At 65.5% G+C, this 19,157-nt stretch carries 17 protein-coding genes; 11 read left to right on the forward strand and 6 right to left on the reverse strand.

Going from position 1 to position 19,157, the window contains the following annotated elements:
- The 4 genes from B9Z01_RS33460 to B9Z01_RS33475 form a co-directional block, all read left to right on the forward strand.
- Window positions 1-132: citrate/2-methylcitrate synthase (locus B9Z01_RS33460; protein ID WP_275937542.1), on the forward strand; the 132-nt coding region annotated here is incomplete at its 5' end.
- A gap of 171 nt (window positions 133-303) precedes the next feature.
- Window positions 304-2,901 (forward strand): Fe/S-dependent 2-methylisocitrate dehydratase AcnD, encoded by a 2,598-nt coding sequence (gene acnD, locus B9Z01_RS33465; RefSeq protein WP_085489802.1) that lies wholly within the window; start codon window positions 304-306, stop codon window positions 2,899-2,901.
- Between the two features lie 150 nt (window positions 2,902-3,051).
- On the forward strand, window positions 3,052-4,239 hold the full coding sequence (prpF, locus tag B9Z01_RS33470; RefSeq protein ID WP_085489803.1) for a 2-methylaconitate cis-trans isomerase PrpF: 1,188 nt from the start codon (window positions 3,052-3,054) through the stop codon (window positions 4,237-4,239).
- Window positions 4,232-5,455, forward strand: coding sequence for an MFS transporter (locus tag B9Z01_RS33475; protein ID WP_085489804.1), 1,224 nt, complete (start codon window positions 4,232-4,234; stop codon window positions 5,453-5,455). Before prpF ends, B9Z01_RS33475 begins: the two co-directional genes overlap by 8 nt.
- A gap of 35 nt (window positions 5,456-5,490) precedes the next feature.
- Here the strand turns inward: B9Z01_RS33475 and copM are convergent, their stop codons facing one another.
- The 5 genes from copM to B9Z01_RS35805 form a co-directional block, all read right to left on the reverse strand.
- Entirely contained in the window at window positions 5,491-5,886 is a 396-nt protein-coding gene (copM, locus tag B9Z01_RS33480) for a CopM family metallochaperone (RefSeq protein ID WP_085489805.1), read from the reverse strand.
- 63 nt (window positions 5,887-5,949) lie between these two features.
- A complete protein-coding gene (locus B9Z01_RS33485) occupies window positions 5,950-6,147 on the reverse strand; it encodes a heavy-metal-associated domain-containing protein (RefSeq protein WP_085489806.1) in 198 nt (65 codons plus the stop codon).
- Window positions 6,148-6,356: 209 nt separating this feature from the next.
- Window positions 6,357-6,980, reverse strand: coding sequence for an ABC transporter ATP-binding protein (locus B9Z01_RS33490; protein ID WP_085489854.1), 624 nt, complete (start codon window positions 6,978-6,980; stop codon window positions 6,357-6,359).
- A gap of 174 nt (window positions 6,981-7,154) precedes the next feature.
- The gene (locus B9Z01_RS33495) at window positions 7,155-8,027 is read right to left on the reverse strand and encodes a shikimate dehydrogenase family protein (protein ID WP_085489807.1); all 873 of its coding nucleotides are present in this window, start codon (window positions 8,025-8,027) and stop codon (window positions 7,155-7,157) included.
- Window positions 7,976-8,245: a hypothetical protein gene (locus B9Z01_RS35805; RefSeq protein WP_167387615.1), complete on the reverse strand. Its 270-nt coding sequence runs from the start codon at window positions 8,243-8,245 to the stop codon at window positions 7,976-7,978. Before B9Z01_RS35805 ends, B9Z01_RS33495 begins: the two co-directional genes overlap by 52 nt.
- 36 nt (window positions 8,246-8,281) lie before the next feature.
- Here B9Z01_RS35805 and B9Z01_RS33500 point away from each other — a divergent pair, with 36 nt between their 5' ends.
- The 6 genes from B9Z01_RS33500 (at window position 8,282) to B9Z01_RS33525 (ending at window position 16,210) form a co-directional block, all read left to right on the forward strand.
- Complete coding sequence (locus B9Z01_RS33500) at window positions 8,282-10,096, forward strand: FAD-dependent oxidoreductase (protein ID WP_085489855.1); 1,815 nt, start codon at window positions 8,282-8,284, stop codon at window positions 10,094-10,096.
- A gap of 100 nt (window positions 10,097-10,196) precedes the next feature.
- Window positions 10,197-12,134 (forward strand): FAD-dependent oxidoreductase, encoded by a 1,938-nt coding sequence (locus tag B9Z01_RS33505; protein WP_244196242.1) that lies wholly within the window; start codon window positions 10,197-10,199, stop codon window positions 12,132-12,134.
- Window positions 12,131-12,742 carry an NIPSNAP family protein gene (locus B9Z01_RS33510; RefSeq protein ID WP_085489808.1) on the forward strand — a complete coding sequence of 204 codons (612 nt, stop codon included), beginning with the start codon at window positions 12,131-12,133 and terminating at the stop codon, window positions 12,740-12,742. Before B9Z01_RS33505 ends, B9Z01_RS33510 begins: the two co-directional genes overlap by 4 nt.
- 84 nt (window positions 12,743-12,826) lie before the next feature.
- The gene (locus B9Z01_RS33515) at window positions 12,827-13,660 is read left to right on the forward strand and encodes a sugar phosphate isomerase/epimerase family protein (protein ID WP_085489809.1); all 834 of its coding nucleotides are present in this window, start codon (window positions 12,827-12,829) and stop codon (window positions 13,658-13,660) included.
- 161 nt (window positions 13,661-13,821) lie between these two features.
- On the forward strand, window positions 13,822-15,216 hold the full coding sequence (locus B9Z01_RS33520; protein ID WP_085489810.1) for an MFS transporter: 1,395 nt from the start codon (window positions 13,822-13,824) through the stop codon (window positions 15,214-15,216).
- 139 nt (window positions 15,217-15,355) lie between these two features.
- Window positions 15,356-16,210, forward strand: coding sequence for an IclR family transcriptional regulator (locus tag B9Z01_RS33525; protein ID WP_085489811.1), 855 nt, complete (start codon window positions 15,356-15,358; stop codon window positions 16,208-16,210).
- A 129-nt stretch (window positions 16,211-16,339) separates the two neighbouring features.
- On the opposite strand, the gene B9Z01_RS33530 is transcribed toward B9Z01_RS33525, so the two are convergent.
- Window positions 16,340-17,161 carry a sulfite exporter TauE/SafE family protein gene (locus B9Z01_RS33530; protein ID WP_085489812.1) on the reverse strand — a complete coding sequence of 274 codons (822 nt, stop codon included), beginning with the start codon at window positions 17,159-17,161 and terminating at the stop codon, window positions 16,340-16,342.
- 534 nt (window positions 17,162-17,695) lie between these two features.
- On the opposite strand from B9Z01_RS33530, the gene B9Z01_RS33535 reads away from it, so the two are divergent.
- The gene (locus tag B9Z01_RS33535) at window positions 17,696-19,084 is read left to right on the forward strand and encodes an MFS transporter (protein ID WP_085489813.1); all 1,389 of its coding nucleotides are present in this window, start codon (window positions 17,696-17,698) and stop codon (window positions 19,082-19,084) included.
- Window positions 19,085-19,157 lie beyond the last annotated feature (73 nt).

A 19,157-nucleotide genomic window follows, 5' to 3' on the forward strand; every position in this document is an offset into this window, starting at 1 on the left:
GTGATCGCGCGCACGGCCGGCTGGAGCGCGCACATCGTCGAGCAGCGCATCGACAACAAGATCATCCGGCCGAGCGCGAATTACACCGGACCGGACGATCTGCCGTTCGTGCCGCTCGCGAAACGCGTTTGATGTGGGGTTGGGCGGCTCGGGTTGCCACCTTCGCCGCCAACCCCACCTCGAAAGAGCAGCATCAGAACAGCGAGCTAAACTAGCGTCACTGTCCGACCGACCGCGCGAGTGAAGCGCCGGCGGCCGCCGGCATGCCGTCCGCCGTCCGATAACCGTCCTGTCCCCAACGCCATGAATACTGCAAACCGCAAACGCCTTCCCGGCACCGAGCTGGACTTCTTCGATACGCGTGCCGCGGTCGAGGCGATCGAACCCGGCGCTTACGACAAGCTGCCGTACACGTCGCGCGTGCTCGCTGAGAATCTCGTGCGCCGCTGCGACCCCGCGACGCTCACCGCGTCGCTCAGGCAGATCATCGAGCGCAAGCGCGAACTCGATTTTCCGTGGTTTCCGGCGCGCGTCGTGTGTCACGACATTCTCGGCCAGACCGCGCTCGTCGATCTCGCCGGTCTGCGCGATGCGATTGCGGCGCAAGGCGGCGATCCGTCGCTCGTGAACCCGGTGGTGCCGACCCAGCTCGTGGTCGATCACTCGCTCGCCGTCGAGTGCGGCGGTTTCGATCCGGATGCGTTCGCGAAGAATCGCGCGATCGAAGACCGCCGCAACGAAGACCGCTTCCACTTCATCAACTGGACGAAGCACGCGTTTCGCAACGTCGACGTGATTCCGCCCGGCAACGGCATCCTGCATCAGATCAACCTCGAACGCATGAGCCCGGTCGTGCAGGTGAAGGACGGCGTCGCGTTTCCCGACACGCTCGTCGGCACCGACTCGCATACGCCGATGGTCGACGCGCTCGGCGTGATCGCGATCGGCGTGGGCGGCCTCGAAGCGGAGAGCGTGATGCTCGGCCGCGCGTCGTATATGCGGCTGCCCGATATCGTCGGCGTGGAGTTGACGGGCAAGCCGCGCGAGGGCATTACGGCGACCGACGTGGTGCTGTCGTTGACCGAATTCCTGCGCAAGGAAAAGGTGGTCGGCGCATACCTCGAATTCTATGGCGAGGGCGCGGCGAATCTGACCTTGGGCGATCGCGCAACGATTGCCAACATGGCGCCCGAGTTCGGCGCGACGGCCGCGATGTTCTATATCGACGAACAGACGATCAAGTATCTGAAGCTCACCGGCCGCGACGATGCGCTCGTGAGGCTCGTCGAAACCTATGCGAAGGAAACCGGCTTGTGGGCCGATACGCTCGAACACGCCGAATACGAACGCGTGCTGACGTTCGACCTTTCGAGCGTCGTGCGCACGCTCGCGGGGCCGTCGAATCCGCATCGGCGCCTGCCGGTGTCGGACCTCGCCGTGCGCGGCATTAGCGGCAAGGTCGAGAACGAGCCGGGTTTGATGCCGGACGGCGCGGTCATCATCGCCGCGATCACGAGCTGCACGAACACGAACAACCCGCGCAACATGATCGCGGCGGGCCTGCTCGCGCGCAACGCGAACCGGCGCGGACTCACGCGCAAGCCGTGGGCGAAGACCTCGCTCGCGCCGGGCTCGAAGGCGGTCACGCTGTACCTCGAAGAAGCAGGGCTGTTGCCGGAACTCGAAAAGCTCGGCTTCGGCGTGGTCGCGTATGCCTGCACGTCGTGCAACGGCATGTCCGGCGCGCTGGACCCGGCGATCCAGAAGGAAGTGATCGAGCGCGATCTGTATGCGACTGCCGTGCTGTCGGGCAACCGCAATTTCGACGGCCGGATTCATCCGTACGCGAAGCAGGCGTTTCTCGCCTCGCCGCCGCTCGTCGTCGCGTATGCGATTGCGGGCACGATCCGCTTCGACATCGAAAAGGACGTGCTCGGCGTCGATGCCGATGGCCGTGCGGTCACGCTGAAAGACATCTGGCCGTCGGATGCGGAGATCGACGCGATCGTCGCCGCGAGCGTGAAGCCCGAGCAATTCCGCAAGGTGTACGAACCGATGTTCGCGCTCGCCGCCGAGAGCGGCGAGAAAGCCGATCCGCTTTATGACTGGCGCGAGACGAGCACCTACATTCGCCGCCCGCCGTATTGGGAAGGTGCGCTTGCCGGTGAGCGTACGCTCAAGGATATGCGTGCCCTGGCCGTGCTCGGCGACAACATCACGACCGATCACCTGTCGCCGTCGAATGCGATTCTGCCGGATAGCGCCGCGGGCGAATACCTCACGAAAATGGGGCTGCCCGAAGAGGACTTCAATTCGTACGCGACGCATCGTGGCGATCACCTGACCGCGCAGCGCGCGACCTTCGCGAACCCGACGCTGAAGAACGAGATGGTGCTCGAAGACGGCAAGGTGAAGGCGGGCTCGCTCGCGCGCATCGAGCCCGAAGGCAAGGTCACGCGCATGTGGGAGGCGATCGAAGCCTACATGGAGCGCAAGCAGCCGCTGATCGTGATCGCAGGTGCTGATTACGGCCAGGGCTCGTCGCGCGACTGGGCCGCGAAGGGCGTGCGCCTCGCGGGCACCGAGGCGATCGTCGCCGAAGGGTTCGAGCGGATTCACCGCACGAACCTCGTCGGCATGGGCGTGCTGCCGCTCGAATTCAAGCCCGGCGTGAACCGCCTCACTCTCGGCATCGACGGAACCGAGACCTTCGACGTGATCGGCGAGCGCAAGCCGCGCGCGGACCTGACGCTCGTGATTCATCGCAGAAGCGGCGAACGCGTCGAAGTGCCCGTGACGTGCCGGCTCGATACAGCCGAAGAAGTATCGATTTACGAGGCGGGCGGCGTGTTGCAGCGTTTTGCGCAGGATTTTCTGGAGTCGACGAAAGCCGCGGCTTGATGATTCGCCGCCGCGCGCTTTATGCTGCGCTTTTTTACCGCGTTCCTTGCCGCGCTCCTTGCGCAGCGAACGTGACGACGGAACAGGGCGATGCGGCCTCACGCGCCGCATCGCCCATCGTCGAAGAAGACCTCACCTCAGGACACTTTCATGGCCCACCTACCCCAGATCAAGATTCCGGCCACCTATATGCGCGGCGGCACCAGCAAGGGCGTGTTTTTCCGCCTTCAGGATTTGCCCGAGGCCGCGCAACAACCGGGCGCCGCGCGCGACGCGCTGCTGATGCGCGTGATCGGCAGTCCCGATCCGTACGGCAAGCAGATCGACGGCATGGGCGGGGCGACGTCGAGCACGAGCAAGACCGTCATCATCTCGCGCAGCAGCCGCCCCGATCACGACGTCGACTATCTGTTCGGGCAGGTGTCGATCGACAAGGCGTTCGTCGACTGGAGCGGCAATTGCGGCAATCTGTCGGCGGCGGTCGGACCGTTCGCGATTAGCGCGGGCCTCGTCGACGCGAGCCGCGTGCCGCGCGACGGCGTCGCGACCGTGCGCATCTGGCAGGCCAACATCGGCAAGACGATCGTCGCGCACGTGCCGGTGACGGGCGGCGCCGTGCAGGAAACCGGCGACTTCGAACTCGACGGCGTGACTTTTCCGGCGGCAGAGGTGCAGCTCGAATTCATGGACCCGGCCGCCGAGGAAGACGGCGCGGGCGGCGCGATGTTCCCGACCGGCAACCTCGTCGACGATCTCGACGTGCCCGGCGTCGGCACGCTGAAGGCGACGATGATCAACGCGGGCATTCCGACGATCTTCGTCGAGGCCGAGGCGATCGGCTACAAGGGCACTGAGTTGCAGGACGCGATCAATAGCGACGAAAAAGCGCTCGCGATGTTCGAGACCATCCGTGCGCACGGCGCATTGCGCATGGGGCTCATCAAGCATCTCGACGAGATCGCGACGCGCCAGCACACGCCGAAGGTCGCGTTCGTCGCGAAGCCGGCCGGCTATGTGGCGTCGAGCGGCAAGCCGGTGGGCGCGGGCGAGGTCGATCTGCTCGTGCGCGCCATGTCGATGGGCAAGCTGCATCACGCGATGATGGGTACGGCGGCCGTCGCGATCGGCACCGCCGCGGCGATCGCGGGCACGCTCGTGAATCGGGCTGCGGGCGGCGGCGCACGCGAATCGGTGCGCTTCGGGCATCCGTCGGGAACGCTGCGCGTGGGCGCGCAGGCGAGCCTCGAGCATGGCGAGTGGGTCGTGACGAAGGCGATGATGAGCCGCAGCGCGCGCGTGTTGATGGAGGGGTGGGTGAGGGTGCCGCAGCATGGATGACCGCGCCGATCGTGCAGATCGCGCAGTCATCGTCATCGCTATCGCTCAACTGCTTGGCACCTCGCTGTGGTTCAGCGCGAATGGCGCGATGCGCGATTTGCAGGTGGCCTGGCAATTGAGCGCATCCGGAATCGGCTGGCTCACGAATGCGGTACAAGCCGGTTTTATCGTCGGGACGCTACTCTCCGCGACCACCGGGCTCGCGGATCGCGTGTCGGCGAGCAAGGTGTTCGCCGTGTGCGGCGTGCTCGGCGCCGCGCTGAATGCGCTGTTTGCGCTGTGCAGCAGCGGGCTCGCTTCCGCGCTCGTGTTCCGCTTCGGCGTGGGTGTCGCGCTCGCGGGCATCTATCCGCTCGGGATGAAGCTGCTCGTCACGTGGGCTCCGCAGCGCGCCGCGCAGACGCTCGCGTTGCTCGTCGCGATGCTGACGCTCGGCACGGCGTCGGTGCATGCGATTCGCGCGTTGCTGTCGAGCGTGCCGTGGCAGACGGTGGTGCTGACGTCGTCGGTGCTCGCGGTGATCGGCGCGCTGCTGGTTTTTTCGCTCGGTGAAGGGCCACATGCGGGGCCACATGCGGGGCCGCATGCGCGACGCTCGGGCAACCGCCGCTTCGGTTTGTCGGCGGGAATCGGCGAGGTGGTGCGGATCAAGGAGTTTCGCGCGGCCGCGCTCGGCTATTTCGGGCACATGTGGGAGTTGTACGCGTTCTGGACGCTTACGCCGCTGCTCGTGCAGCGGGCTTTCGCGAGCGGTGCGCCTGTGTCCGCGAGCACCGTTGCGATGTGGTCGTTTTTGATCATCGCGATCGGCGCGCTCGGCTGCCTCGCTGGCGGCAGGTACAGCAAATCGGCCGGCAGCGCGCGCACGGCGGCGCTCGCGTTGACGATATCGGGCACGCTGTGCGCAATCTATCCGCTGACGAACACGCTCGGCACCGCCGCGCAGCTTGCGCTGCTGCTCGTGTGGGGTATCAGCGTGATCGCCGATTCGCCGCAATTCTCGGCGCTGTCGGTCAGGGCCTGTCCCGCCGACAAGATCGGCGGCGCGCTGACGTTGCAGAACAGCTTCGGGTTTTTTCTGTCAGCGTGCTCGATCCTGTGGTCGACGAGCGTTTATCACACGCTCGACGTGCGCGTGGCGTGGTTGCTGCTGCCTGGTCCGATCGTCGGCCTGATCGCGATGACACCGCTCTTGCGCAAGCGGCCGCGTTGGTGATCCCGCACGTCTGATTGCGGCCGCGTCGCGCTGGTTTATTTGCCGCCGTGCTTTTCCTGCCAGCGCTTCATGAACGCGATCTCGTCGTGCTGTGCCTTGATGATGTTGCGCGCGAGTTGCTTGATCTCCGGATCCTTGCCGTATTTCAATTCCGTCTGCGCCATTTCAATTGCGCCTTGATGATGCGGGATCATGTGGGCGACGAAGTCCCTGTCGGCGTCGCCCGTGTATTCGGGGGCGCTCATGTCATGCATCATGCGATCGTCGGCGGCCTTGAATGCCTGCGTCGAGTCGCTGGCATCGGCGTGCGCCGAACCCGGCATATCCATGCCGGGCATGCCCTGATGTTGCGCATGGGCCGGCATTGCCGCGACTGCGAAAGCGAAACCGCCGAACAAACAGAGAGCGCGAAAAGCGCGAAGGTTTTTCATATTGGATGTCCGTTGATAAAGGAGAGTCCCCGGTGCCGCTGCTACTGCGATGAAAGCGTTGAATCAGGCCCGGCGCGAAGGATGAAATCCCGCCGCCTCGATAGCCTCGATGAGCCGTTGCTCGGGCAGTGCCGAGGTGATTCTCGCGATTTTGACGGGCACGTCGATATCGATCTGTGCGGCCGGGTCGACGCGGTTGAGTGCATGTGCAACGGCTTTCGCACAGCCGCCGCAGGTCATGTCGGGAATGACGAGTTCCATTTTCTGGCTCCGTTGAGAAATCACGCCTCAATCGTGGACCTTCCTACAGTGGTAAGGTCAAGCGCGCGCCGGGATTATTTGCCGTTTGTGGTTCACGGCTCATGGTTCACGGTTCGTTGCGCGGGCTTGCGCGATTACACCGGACCGAATGCCGTGCCGGCAGGCGTATCGCGAGAATCCGGAGCGGGGCAGTGTGGCTGACGTGACGTTCAGGCCGGTCTCGCGAGGTCCGCGAAGCTGATGCTCGCCGCCGCGCAGGCTTGCGTGAATCCCTCGTCGTAGCTCGTGAAAAACACCGTGCGCGTTTTGCCGAGCGTTCTGAACAGATCGGCAAGTACGGCGCGTGCGGATGCATCGAGTCCGCCGGCCGGTTCATCGGCGATCAGCACGTGGGTTTCGCCCAGCGCGGCCGCGCTTAGAAACACCTTCTTGCGACTGCCGTACGACATCTGCTCGAAACGCTTGTCCAGATGCGGCGCGAGGCCGAAGCGCTCGGCGAGCGCGAGCACGTCGTCGGTGAGCGCCGTGCGTCTCGCCGACGCGACCTGCTGCAAATACTCGCGGCCGGTCTGATCCGGCCAGCTCATGCAGTCTTCGGGCACATAGGTGAGCACTGCTTGCGCGGCGGCTCGTGCGGTGCGCAGCGAATGACCGCCGAGCCACACATCGCCGGTATCGGCTTCGAGCGCACCGGCGAGGATGCCGAGCAACGTCGATTTACCGCTGCCGGACTCGTCGTTCAACGCGACGCATCCGGACGTCGTGTCGTAATGCAGTCCTTCGAAGAGGATGCGTTCGCTGTAGCGCTTGCTGAGGTTGTCGAATCGAAGCATGGTTGGAGCGGGAATGGCGGGTTCACGAAAGTGTAGCAGCGCGCGCCGCGTCATTCGTTCGCGGCGCTTGCAGCGGCTCTGCATCCGCATCCGCCGCCGCGTTTATCGCCGCATTTGTCGCCCCATTTCCTGCCTCATTTCCTGCCTCATTTTCCGCCTCATTTACAACCATACTCAGCATCGTTGCGCGGCCGGCGTCTCCAGCAAAAACTCCACCATCCTGTCGCACACGCGGCTGAACATCTGCGTGCCCGTCACCGTCGTACAGCCACGCGCGCGTGCCGCTTCGATCAGCGGCGTGAGCGGCGGCTTCGTCACCACGTCGCCGACGAACGTCGTAGCCGGCAAACGCGTGACGTCGACCGGCAGCGGATCGTCCGCGCGCATGCCAAGCGGTGAGGCGTTCACGACCACGTCATAGGTATGCGCCTGCACGCCGGCATCGACGCCGCGCGCTTCGCCCTGGCTGCCAAGGCTGCCTTGGGCGAGCGCATTGAGCCGCGCTGTCAGCGAATCGGTGCGCGCGGCATCGTTATCGCGCACGTCGAGCGAGCCGACGCCGCTCTGAATCAGCGCATGTCCGATCGCGGAACCCGCACCGCCCGCGCCTACCAGCAGCACACGCTTGCCGCGCAGCTCGCAGCCCGCCTCGACGAGCGCGGCGACAAAGCCCGTACCGTCGAACATGCCGCCGTGCCAGGCGCCGTCCGCGGTGCGGCGCAGCGTGTTGGCCGCGCCGAGGAACGCCGCCTCGGCGGAGAGCGTTGCGCAGTAGTTCGCGGCGCTGAATTTGTGCGGCACCGTGATGATGACGCCGTCGACGTTGCGCATCGGCGTGATGCCCGCGAAGAACGCGGGCAGGTCCGCGTGCGCCACATGAGCGGGGACCACGAGCGCGTCGCGGCCGGCCGCGCGCAACGCGGCGGTCACGCCGGACGGCGAGCGCACCTGCGCAATTGGATCACCGACGATGAAATAGACGCGCGTCGCGCCGCTCAGACCTGCATCGAGCGACGCGGAAAACGGAACCGTATGAGCTTGCTGCATCTTCGAATCTCCTGAAATGGGCGCCCGCCTGCACCGTGCACGATGCGGCGATCGTGTGCCGTCTGCCTGGGGGTGTTCAAAAAATTTTGCATTTTTGCTTTTTCAGAATAGTATTCCATTTTCAAAGAAAATTCTACGGTTTGCGGAAAGCTGGCGGAAAGCCGGAAATGGCGGAAATGGGCAAGCGCGAAGCCATCGGGCCGCAGCGGCCCGTTCATCGCCGGCGAAACGTGCGAGCACACAAGGAGCAGCAGATGGTGGAGACACTCAGCGGTTTGCAGCAGAACGAAACATTCGACGTCGCGGTGATCGGCGCGGGCGGAGCAGGCATGTCGGCGGCGCTGTTCGCCGCGATCGAGGGCGCGCGCGTGCTGCTCGTCGAGAGCACGGAGTATGTGGGCGGCACGACCGCCTATTCGGCCGGCACCACGTGGATACCGAATTCGCCGCACGGCCCGTCGGTCAATCCGCACGACAGCAACGCCAATGCCGAAGCCTTTCTGCGCCGCGCGGTCGGCGAGCGCAGCAACGACGCGTTGCGGCGCGCGTTCTTGCAGGCGGGGCCGCAGGCCGTCGCGCACATCGAGGCGAATTCGGACGTCAAGTATCGCGCGCGCCTGTTTCATCCGGACTATCTCTCGGAGCTCGAAGGCTCCACGCTGCGCGGCCGCGCGCTCGAGCCGCTCGCGTTCGACGGCCGCAAGCTTGGCCGCCACTTCGCGTTGATCCGTCCGCCGATTCCCGAGTTCACGGTGCTCGGCGGCATGATGGTCGATCGCGACGACGTCGCGCACCTGCTCAACATGACGAAGTCGTTCGGATCGCTGCGTCACGCGGTGAAGTTGCTTGCGCGTCATGCGCGGGACCGCATGAGCTGGCCGCGCGGCACGCGTCTCGTGATGGGCAATGCGCTGATCGGCCGGCTGCTTGCTTCGCTGCTCGCGCGCGACGTGACGGTGCTCGTGAGCACGAAGCTCGAAGCGTTGAGCACCAACGCAAGCGGCGGCGTCGACGGGATCACGCTGAGCCAGGGCGGGCAGCGGCGTCAGATCGCGGTGACAGGTGGCGTGATTCTCGCGAGCGGCGGCTTCAACCGGCATCCGCACCGGCGTCGCGCGATGCTGCCAGGTGCCGACCCTGCATGGTGTCCCGGCGCGCCGGGACATACGGGCGGCGCACAGGATCTCGCGCTCGCGGCCGGCGCGCGGTATGGCGAAGGTGCGCTCAGCAACGCGTTCTGGGCGCCGGTGTCGGTGCGCCGACGCAGCGACGGCACGAGCGCGGTGTTTCCGCATTTCATCATGGACCGCGGCAAGCCCGGCACGATCGTCGTCAATCGCGAAGGCCGGCGCTTCCTGAACGAAAACACGTCGTATCACCTGTTCGGCATCGCGATGCAGGACGCGCATCGCAAGACACCGTCGGTGCCCGCGTTTCTCGTCACGGATGCGGAGGGCTTGCGCAAATATGGGCTCGGCATGGTGCGGCCCGGCGGCAAGGGGCTGGAGCCGTTTCTCGCGGACGGCTATCTGACGCGCGGCGCGACGCTCGAAGAACTGGCGGCGAAGCTCGGCATCGATCCGGCGGGTCTCGCCGATAGCGTCGCGCGTATCAACGACTACGCGAAGACCGGTGTCGACCTGGATTTCCAGCGCGGCACGACCGACTATCAACGCGCCAACGGCGACGCGAACTGGCCAGGCCCGAACCCGTGCCTCGGCCCGATCGCACGCGCGCCGTTCTACGCGGTGCGGCTCTATCCCGGCGACATCGGCGCGGCGACCGGCCTCGTCAGCGATCACGAGGCCCGTGTGCTCGATCGCGGCGATCAGCCGATCGGCGGCCTCTACGCGTGCGGCAACGACATGCAATCGGTAATGGGCGGCGTTTATCCCGCTCCCGGCATTACGCTCGGGCCGGGGCTCGCGTTTGCCTATCTCGCGGGGCGCGACGCGGCGGCGCGCGCGAAGGCCGCGCAGAGCGAGGCCGCCGGTGCGCAGGCTTCGGCTTCGCCTGTGGCGCCCGTCGCGCGCGCTGCCGCGCAGCCGGTCAACGAAAAGATCGTCTGACGAACCAGGGGTGAGCCTGATGGAATAAATTAATAAAATGGAATAGTATTCAACAAATGAGTTGAAGCTGGTTTCTTTCCAACCGATGAAGCGAATGGCAATGAAGCACGAACCGATCCTCGAATGCGATGTGCTGGTGCTCGGCTCCGGCGCGGCCGGACTCTCGGCCGCGGTCACCGCGGCCACGCATGGGCTGCGCGTGATGGTGGCGGAAAAAGCCGACGTGTTCGGCGGCACGAGCGCGTGGTCGGGCGGCTGGATGTGGATTCCGGGCAATCCGCTGGCGAGGCGCGCGGGTATCGTCGAGGAATCCGAAGCATCGCGCACCTACCTGCGCAATGAACTCGGCACGCACTACGACGCGGCCAAGGTCGACGCGCTGCTCGATCATGGCCCGGCGATGATCGAGTTTTTCGAGCGCCATACGGCCGTGCGTTTTATCGACGGCAATCGCATTCCCGATTTTCATACGACGCCCGGCGCGATGAGCGGCGGCCGTTCGGTGTGCGCGATGCCGTTCGACGGCCGCGAACTGGGCCCGCTGATCGGGCGCTTGCGTCCGCCGCTCGACGTCGTTACGTTGAAGGGCATGGCGATCGCCTCGGGCCAGGACCTCGCGCATTTTTTCAACGCGACGCGCTCGCCGCGTTCGGCTATGTACGTGCTGCGCCGCCTCGCCGCATTCGCGGGGCACAAGCTGCGCCACGGCCGCTCGATGCGGCTCGTGAACGGCAATGCGCTGGTCGCGCGTCTGCTGAAGTCCGCGCATGATCGCGCGGTCGACCTGCGCAGCAATGCGAAAGCGGTTGCCTTGCTACGAGAGGGCGATGCTGAAACGGGCCGCGTGACAGGCGCGCGCGTCGAGATCGATGGCGTCGCGCACGAGGTGCATGCCACGCGCGGCGTGGTGCTGGCATGCGGCGGCTATCCGCACGACGTCGCGCGCCGCGCGCAAACCTTCGCTTATACGCGCTCGGGTCGCGAGCATTGGTCCGCCGCGCCGCTCACGAATACCGGCGACGGCATCCGGCTCGGCGAGGCCGCCGGCGCGCATTTCGATGCATCGCTCGAAACGCCCGCGGCGTGGGCGCCGGTGTCGCTCGTGCCACGCGGGAACGGCGAGCCGCCAGTTGCGTTTCCGCATCTGATCGAGCGCGCGAAGCCCGGTGTGATAGCGGTCACGCGTGGGGGGCAGCGTTTCGTCAACGAGGCTTCGTCGTATCACGACTTCATCAACGCGCTGATCGGCACGACGCCCGCGGGCGAGGAAGTCTGTGCGTGGCTGATCTGCGACCATCGCTTTCAGCGCCGTTACGGCCTCGGTTTTTCGAAGCCGTTTCCATTTCCGACTGGCCCGTATCGGCGTTCGGGCTATCTGCAACGTGCGGACAGTCTTGCCGCGCTGGCCGAGCAATGCGGCATCGATCCTCGCGGGCTCGAAGCGACCGTGACTGCCTACAACAGCTATGCGAAGGACGGCTTCGATCCGCAATTCCATAAAGGCTCGACGCCGTACAACCGCGTGCAGGGCGATGCGCGGCATGCGCCGAACCCCTGCATCGCACCGCTCGAACGCGGTCCGTTCTATGCGGTCAAGCTGCTGCCCGGCAGTCTCGGCACGTTCGCGGGTCTCGCCACCGATGCGGCCGCGCGCGTGCTCGACCACGCGGGTCGGCCGGTGCCGGGGCTTTACGCGGTCGGCAACGACAGCGCGAGCATGATGGGCGGCTGCTATCCGAGCGGCGGCATCACGCTCGGGCCCGCGATGACCTTCGGTTATCTCGCGGGTCTGGCGCTCGCGGGCATCACGCGGGCGGAGAGCACGCGACGAAGTGTGAGCGCGCAACGAGGGGCGCATGCGGTTCAGGCAACGCCAGGCGCGCAAGTCACGCCGAGCGCACAAACCACGCAAGGCGCACACGCCGTACCAACGGCACCAACGGCACCAACGGCACCAACGGCACAAGCCGTACTACAAACCGCACAAACCAAACCCACTCCGAATTCCACCATCCCATCACAAGGACGCATCTCATGACTCTCTACGACGTCGTCACGCTCACCGTGAAAATCGGCGCGAACGCGCAGGTTTTCGAAAGCATCCAGGCCCGCGGCGCAGCACCCGGCTCGAAGCTGCTCGGCTGCTGGTACTCCGATATCGGCGCGCTCGGGCAGGTGCTCGTGCTGCGCGGCTTCGATTCCGAAGCGGCTTTGATCGCCGAGCGCAAGCGTATGCTGCTCGAAGGCAATCCATTCGGTTGCGGCGAATTCATCACCGACGTGAAGATCGACAGCTATGCACTGTTTCCGTTCTTGCCGCCGATCGAGCCGGCCGTTCACGGCGGCATCTACGAGATGCGTGTCTACGGCACGAAGCTCGCGAGCTTGCAGCACACGATCGACGCATGGGAGAAGGCCGTGCCCGAGCGCACGCGGCGCTCGCCGCTCGTCGGCGCGATGTATGCGCTCGACGGCGCCGTGCCGCGTTTTCTGAACATCTGGCCGTATGCGAGCGTCGACGAACGTTCGCGGATTCGCGCCGAAGCGGTCAAGGACGGCATCTGGCCGCCGAAGGGCGGCCCGGCTCATCTGACGACGATGGAGTCGACGATCTGCGTGCCGGCGCCGTTTTCGCCGCTGCGCTGAGCGCGAATCCATCGAGACCCGGCGCTCACGAGACTCGCGATCCGCATCGCAAAGCATCGTAAATCCAGCAGTTCGGGAGAGGACATGACTCAACACAACTCGCGGGCGCTCTCGCTATCGGCGTTGACCGTGCTCGAACTGAGCCCGCCGCAGATGGTCGAGTGCGCAGCGCAGGCTGGCTACGACTACGTCGGGCTGCGCCTCGTGCCCGCCACCGATCACGAAGTGCGGCACGACATCATCGGCCCGACGGCGTTGAAGCGCGAAACGCTCGCGCGCTTGCGCGACACCGGCATCAAGGTGCTCGACGTCGAAATTCTGCGGCTCAAGCCCGACACCGATGTGAACGCATGGCAGCCGATGCTCGATGCCGCCGCCGAATTAGGCGCGCGCTACGTGCTAGTCGCGGGTAACGATCCCGACGAGACGCGCACTGCCGAGCGGCTCGCGCAACTGTGCGAGCTGGCTGAGCCGCGCGGCCTCGCGCCTTCGCTCGAACCGATGCCGTGGACCGATGTGAAGGACGTGACGCAAGGCGCGCGCATCGTGAAGGCGGCGGCACGGCGCAACACCGGGCTGATTGTCGATCCGCTTCACTTCGATCGCGCGGGCACGTCGGTGGAAACATTGCGGGCGTTGCCGCGCGAGTACTTCGGCTACGTGCAGTTCTGCGACGCGCCAGCCGAGCGTCCGGCCGATCTCGACACGCTGCTCTATCAGGCGCGGTGCGAGCGCATGATTCCGGGCGAGGGCGGTCTCGATCTCGCCGGCATTCTGCGCGCGCTGCCCGACCATCTACCGATCAGCCTCGAAGTGCCGATGCAGAAGTGGGCGCAAACCGCATCCGCGCTCGAGCGCGCACGCAGGCTGCGCGAGGCGGCGCTCGGTCTGCTCGAGCGTACTTACGCGGCGACGTAGGGTTACATCACGTGATGATATAAGCGCGCTTCGCCGCTTCGCTTCACAGTTCTGCTTCACAGCTTTATCACCCACGGCCGGTCCATTCAGAAAGCGCACGGCAAGGATGCGCGAAGGACCGGCTTTCCCAATCGATAACGACAAGAAGATCTGGAGACAGCATGGAACCTTCAATCAAGGCGCCGCGGCCGGACACGTCCGCCGCTCGCGCAATCGACGTGCAGCAGTGGTTCGACGAGCGGCCTGTCGGGCGCTTTCAGATTCTCGTGTTGCTGATGTGCATGTTCATCGTCACGCTCGATGGGCTCGACACCGTGATGGTCGGCTTTATCGCGCCGGCGTTGTCGAGCGCATGGGCGATTCCGCGCGATGCGCTCGGACCCGTGATGAGCGGCGGCCTGCTCGGTCTCGCGTTCGGTGCGCTGTGCGCGGGGCCGCTCGCGGACCGGCTCGGCCGCAAGACGGTGATGACCTGCGCGGTGTTGTTCTTCGGCGTGTGGAGCCTCGGCTCGGCGTTCGCGACGGGCATCGGCGAATTGACGGTGCTGCGTTTTCTGACCGGCCTCGGGCTCGGCGCGTCGATGCCGAATGCCGCCACGCTGATGGCCGAGTACGCGCCGCAGCGCTGCCGCGCGCTGATGGTGACGACCGTGTTCTGCGGCTTCACGCTCGGCGCGGCGGGCGGCGGTTTCGTCAGCGCATGGCTGATCGCGTCGCACGGCTGGCGCTCGGTGCTGATTCTGGGCGGCGTGCTGCCGATCCTCTACGTGCCGCTGATGATCCGCTTTCTGCCGGAATCGGCTCGCTTTCTCGCGTTGAAGGACACGCGGCGCGCGCGGCTCGTCACGGTGATGAACCGCATCGAGCGCGGTATCGCCGATCGGACGACGCGCTTCGCCGTGCATTCCACCGCGCACGAGACGCGGCGCGAGCGCAGCCCGGTGCGCCTGATCCTGTCGCGCGATTACGCGTTCGGCACGGTGATGCTATGGGTCTGCTATTTCGCCGGCCTGCTCACGGTGTATCTGCTCGGCAGCTGGCTGCCGACGCTGATTCGCGGCGCGGGCTTCACGCTCGCCGAAGCGGCGCTCGTCGGCGCGCTGTTCCAGGCGGGCGGCACGATCGGCTCGCTCGCGATCGGTTGGCTCATGGACCGCTTCAACCCGCATCGCGCGCTCGGCGCGACCGTGTTCGCGGGCGGCGTGCTCGCATGGGCGATGGGTCTGCCCGGCCACGGCATCGCGATGATCGCCGTGCTCGCGTTCTTCATGGGCTATTGCATGAACGGCTCCAACACCGGTTTTTGCGCGCTGGCCGCGGGTTCGTATCCGACGCGCATGCGCGCAACCGGCACGAGCTGGATGCTCGGCATCGGCCGCTTCGGCGGGATTGCGGGGGCGATGCTCGGCGCCGGGATGCTGCACGCGAACTGGGGCTTTAGCGAGGTGTTCACGTCGCTGGCATTGCCCGCGGCGGTTGGAGCGGCGGCGGTGCTGCTCAAGGGGGCGCGGCATCGCGGACCGCTCTTGCGCGTGAGCGCGGGAGTGGGGCACTGAGGGCACTGAAGAAGGGCGCCGAAGAAGGACACCGAGGCGGCCCCCAGCACGCGACAGACGCCCGGGCGTCCGTCGCGTGCTTGTATTCCGATGTTGAATCATGTTCTCATGTGGGATTCAAATCGAATGAGGCTGGATCATGGCGGGGAATCTCGAGCGGGCGCTGGCTATCATCGAATTGCTGGCGAAGCAGGGCGGCAGCATGCAGCTGGCGGCGATCGCCGATACGCTGAACATTCCGCGCAGCGGCACGCACCGGCTGCTCGCCGAGCTGAGCGACGAAGGCTACGTGCGGCAGGATGAGCACGGCGAATACGTGCTCGCGCTGAAGCTCGTGTCGCTCGGGCTGATGTGGTTGTCGACCGCGGGCGTGCTCGATATTTCACAGCCGGTGCTCGACCGGCTGGCGGCCGCGTCGGGCGAACTCGCGCGGCTCGGCGTGATCGAGGACGATCACATTACGTTCGTCGGCAAGGCGCAGGGCGCGCGCTCCGGCCTGCGCTACGACCCGGACATGGGCAGCCGCCCGCCGCTGCATTGCACCGCGAGCGGCCAGGCATGGCTCGCGACGATGAGCGACGAGGAAGCGCTCGAACTCGTGTCGCGCCAGGGCGGCATCGGCAAGGCGGGACAGCGCGGGCCGAAGGCGCCGAAGACGATCCAGCAGTTCCTGCAGGACCTGAACGGCGCGCGCAAGCGCGGCTACGGCGTCGCGAGCGAGACTTACGAGGCGGGCATGACGTCGATGGCGGCGGCGATCCGTCATCCGGTGACGGGGCTCGTGGTCGGCACCGTGAGCCTCGCGGGGCCGACGAGCCGTCTGCCGGACACGCGTCTGAAGGAATTGGCGCCCGCGCTGCTCGAAGCCGCGTCGGACATGAGCGGGGCTGCGCTGAGTTCACCGTATTTCAAGCGTGGTCCGCGCGCCGCGCCGGCGGCGGCCGCGGTGCAGCCGGTCGAGCCGAAGCGCAGGGGCCGTCCGCGCGCGGCGTGAGCGTGGCCTGCGCCGCACAGTAGGGGAACGGATCACCACCGGCCTGAGCGGGTTTCTCTGAAGACGAACCCTGGAGCCGCAACGCGCGTGCCGTGGTTGTGCGTTCGGACCTCAGACGCGCGAGTTCTATCAGAGCGGATGCGCGCCGGACAGCGTCTGCAAAACGCCCGATTTCCAGATCATCTGCGCGGCGGCGGCCAGCACGAACAGCAGAACCACCGCACGGAACACCGCGGGCGGCAAGCGGTCGCGCAGCGGCCGCGCGAGCAGGATGCCCGCGATCACAGGTACGCTCGCGCACACTGAAATCGCCAGATCGGTCCAGCTTGCCTGCGCGCCGCCGCTGAACGCAGCGACGAGCGTGATGATCGACACGACGAGGATGATCGCGATCTGCTTCGTGAACACCTTGCCGGTCGCGCCCGTTGCGATCAGATACATCGCGAGCAAGGGGCCGGGCACCGACGCGATGCTCTCCATCAGCGCGGCGCCGAATCCGAGCGCGAGTCCCGCGGGCTTCGCGCATGCCGGCGACAACGTCAGCCGGGGCGCGGCGAGCATCAACACGGCAGCGACCATCAGCAGCACGCCTGCCGCCGCCAGCGCGCGATGCGGCGCCAGCGAGATCAGCACCATCACCCCGACGAGATTGCCGATAACCGTGCCGATGAGCGGCGCGGCGATGCGCTTCATCGTCGGCAGCAGCTCGCCGCCTTCGAGCGCCTGCGGAATATTGCCGAGGATGATCGGCATCGACAGCAGCAGGACGGCTGCCTTGATCGGCAGGAAGTGACTCAGAATCGGCATCGCGACGAGCGGCACGCCGATGCTGACCACGCCTTTGACCATGCCGCCGATCAGCAACGCGGCAACGATGCCGATGAGCGCATAGAGATCGAGTGCTTGCAGGCTTGCGCCCAGCACGCCGTTGGCGAAAGTGAAATCAGGCATGGTGGCAATCCGCGAACCAGGCGCGCGGACCGGAGGACGGATGCCGCGCGAGGTCTGTTTTTATCGTTTGGCCGGATCGGCCGCGCGTGTTGCGCGGAGTGCGAAGCGGCCGGCTAGTGAGGGCGAATGATACCGTGGTTGGACATGAGCCGAGAGGAGGGCGAGCGCAGTTGTGGTCGCGCGAACCCGAAAGGCTGGGTGCGGTATTCGACGCTTATGCGACGTCGGATGAAGCGCGCGATAAATTTTATTTGTCGCGATGAAAAGGAATTTTTTGTTGGACGCCGATTTTTGGCGGCTGAACACTGCGCGCCACGCACATTACGGTTATCAATAATTCGACCACTTGCGGACAGCGGTTCGCGAAACGCGTTCGACGATATGACGAATACGGTTGGCCGCATGAAAACGCGGCGCCGTCGCTGCTCGATTCACCGAACCGCTGCATGGCTACGGCATGGATTTTCAGATCCGTTCCGGGCAAACAGCCGGTTGCATATGCATTTATAAATTTACCCATAACAGGAGGAAACAATGCCGGGAGCAGCGAGACCAATCAATGTTCGAGAATTTATCGATGAACGCGCAGTAAGTCCATTTCAATGGCTGGTCGGATTTTTAACGTTCGTCATGATCTCGCTGGACGGCTGGGACACCGTCATTATCGGCTTTGTCGTGCCGGAGTTAATCAAGGAATGGGGCGTCACCAAGCAGGCACTGGCTCCGGTACTAAGCGCCGCATTGTTCGGTCTTGCTGTGGGTGCTTTTGTCGGCGGTCCGGTGGCGGACCGGTTTGGACGCAAGCGCGTCCTCGTGGCAAGCGTTTTGGTTATCGGCCTGGGGACGCTTGCCACTGCGCACGCGCCATCTCTCGAGATAATGCTGCCGATCCGGTTCATCACGGGGCTCGGTCTCGGCGCGGTCATGCCGAACGTGGTGACCCTGTGGTCCGAGTACGTTCCGGAGCGTCGGCGCTCCTTCCTCGTGACCGTCGTGTACAGCGGGTTCACGGTGGGCGCCGCACTGTGCGGTTTCATCGCGGCCTGGATCATTCCCAGCTACGGATGGCGCACCATGCTCACGGTCGGCGGTGCGCTCGCGGTTCTTTGCGTGCCCGTCATGATGCTCTGGCTTCCCGAATCAGTGGCCTTCCTGACGGTCCAGAACAAGCGTCCTGACCTGATCGGCAAGATTCTTTCCGCTATCGGCCGCACGCGCCTGCCCGCCGACGCGCAGTTCTTCCTGCCGGCACAACCCAAGGTCAAAGGCGGCGCTATCGGAACAATCCTTTCGAGGCGCTATGTAGCCGGCACGGTACTCATCTGGCTTTGCTATTTCGTCGGCTTGTTCGTGCTTTATCTGCTTTACAGCTGGCTGCCCACCATGGCGAAAGAGGCGGGCTATACGAGTGCCCAAGGGGCAGTGATGGTGGGGTTTCTGAATTGGGGCGGCACACTGGGCTCGATCGCCATCGGCTGGCTGATGGACCGCTTCAACCGATACCTGACGGTCGCGGTGAGCTTTTGCATGGCGGCAGTTTCGCTCTGGGCAGTCCATAGCGTGGAGTCGACGTTTTGGGCCTTGCAGGTACTGGCCTTCGCCTGGGGATGGTTCATTCCGGGGACCAATACCGGCATGAACGCGTTGACGGCGCGCTTCTATCCGACCGTCGCCCGATCCACCGGCCTGAGCTGGATGCATGCGTTCGGGCGGTTCGGCGCCATTGGCAGCGCGTTTGCCGGCGCGGCAATTCTGAGTGCGGGACTGGGGCTCAGCCAGATTCTCCCGATCATGGCCGTGGCGCCGCTGACGGGTGCGGTCGCCGTGCTCATCATCGCAGGTCTCGTGAGGCGCTGGGCAATCGCTGACGAATCGGCGACGAAGACCGAGCCATCCACCACTGAAGTTTCGTCAAACGCCTGACGAGCGCCTGAACCAAAGGAACCGGGGCCTGAGATCGGGCCCCGGCACCTGGGCAGGTACGACGTGAGGGAGT

The sequence above is a fragment of the Paraburkholderia susongensis genome, assembly GCF_900177725.1.
GTDB lineage: Bacteria > Pseudomonadota > Gammaproteobacteria > Burkholderiales > Burkholderiaceae > Paraburkholderia > Paraburkholderia susongensis.

Excerpts from the sequence above, each read along its gene's own strand:
- B9Z01_RS33500 (WP_085489855.1), top strand. The coding sequence starts at position 8,282 with ATGGTGGAGACACTCAGCGGTTTGCAGCAGAACGAAACATTCGACGTC.
- B9Z01_RS33535 (WP_085489813.1), top strand. The coding sequence starts at position 17,696 with ATGCCGGGAGCAGCGAGACCAATCAATGTTCGAGAATTTATCGATGAA.
- B9Z01_RS35805 (WP_167387615.1), bottom strand. The coding sequence starts at position 8,245 with ATGAACGGGCCGCTGCGGCCCGATGGCTTCGCGCTTGCCCATTTCCGC.
- prpF (WP_085489803.1), top strand. The coding sequence starts at position 3,052 with ATGGCCCACCTACCCCAGATCAAGATTCCGGCCACCTATATGCGCGGC.
- B9Z01_RS33490 (WP_085489854.1), bottom strand. The coding sequence starts at position 6,980 with ATGCTTCGATTCGACAACCTCAGCAAGCGCTACAGCGAACGCATCCTC.
- acnD (WP_085489802.1), top strand. The coding sequence starts at position 304 with ATGAATACTGCAAACCGCAAACGCCTTCCCGGCACCGAGCTGGACTTC.
- B9Z01_RS33495 (WP_085489807.1), bottom strand. The coding sequence starts at position 8,027 with ATGCAGCAAGCTCATACGGTTCCGTTTTCCGCGTCGCTCGATGCAGGT.
- B9Z01_RS33520 (WP_085489810.1), top strand. The coding sequence starts at position 13,822 with ATGGAACCTTCAATCAAGGCGCCGCGGCCGGACACGTCCGCCGCTCGC.
- B9Z01_RS33475 (WP_085489804.1), top strand. The coding sequence starts at position 4,232 with ATGGATGACCGCGCCGATCGTGCAGATCGCGCAGTCATCGTCATCGCT.
- B9Z01_RS33525 (WP_085489811.1), top strand. The coding sequence starts at position 15,356 with ATGGCGGGGAATCTCGAGCGGGCGCTGGCTATCATCGAATTGCTGGCG.
- B9Z01_RS33510 (WP_085489808.1), top strand. The coding sequence starts at position 12,131 with ATGACTCTCTACGACGTCGTCACGCTCACCGTGAAAATCGGCGCGAAC.
- B9Z01_RS33515 (WP_085489809.1), top strand. The coding sequence starts at position 12,827 with ATGACTCAACACAACTCGCGGGCGCTCTCGCTATCGGCGTTGACCGTG.
- B9Z01_RS33485 (WP_085489806.1), bottom strand. The coding sequence starts at position 6,147 with ATGGAACTCGTCATTCCCGACATGACCTGCGGCGGCTGTGCGAAAGCC.
- B9Z01_RS33530 (WP_085489812.1), bottom strand. The coding sequence starts at position 17,161 with ATGCCTGATTTCACTTTCGCCAACGGCGTGCTGGGCGCAAGCCTGCAA.
- B9Z01_RS33505 (WP_244196242.1), top strand. The coding sequence starts at position 10,197 with ATGAAGCACGAACCGATCCTCGAATGCGATGTGCTGGTGCTCGGCTCC.
- copM (WP_085489805.1), bottom strand. The coding sequence starts at position 5,886 with ATGAAAAACCTTCGCGCTTTTCGCGCTCTCTGTTTGTTCGGCGGTTTC.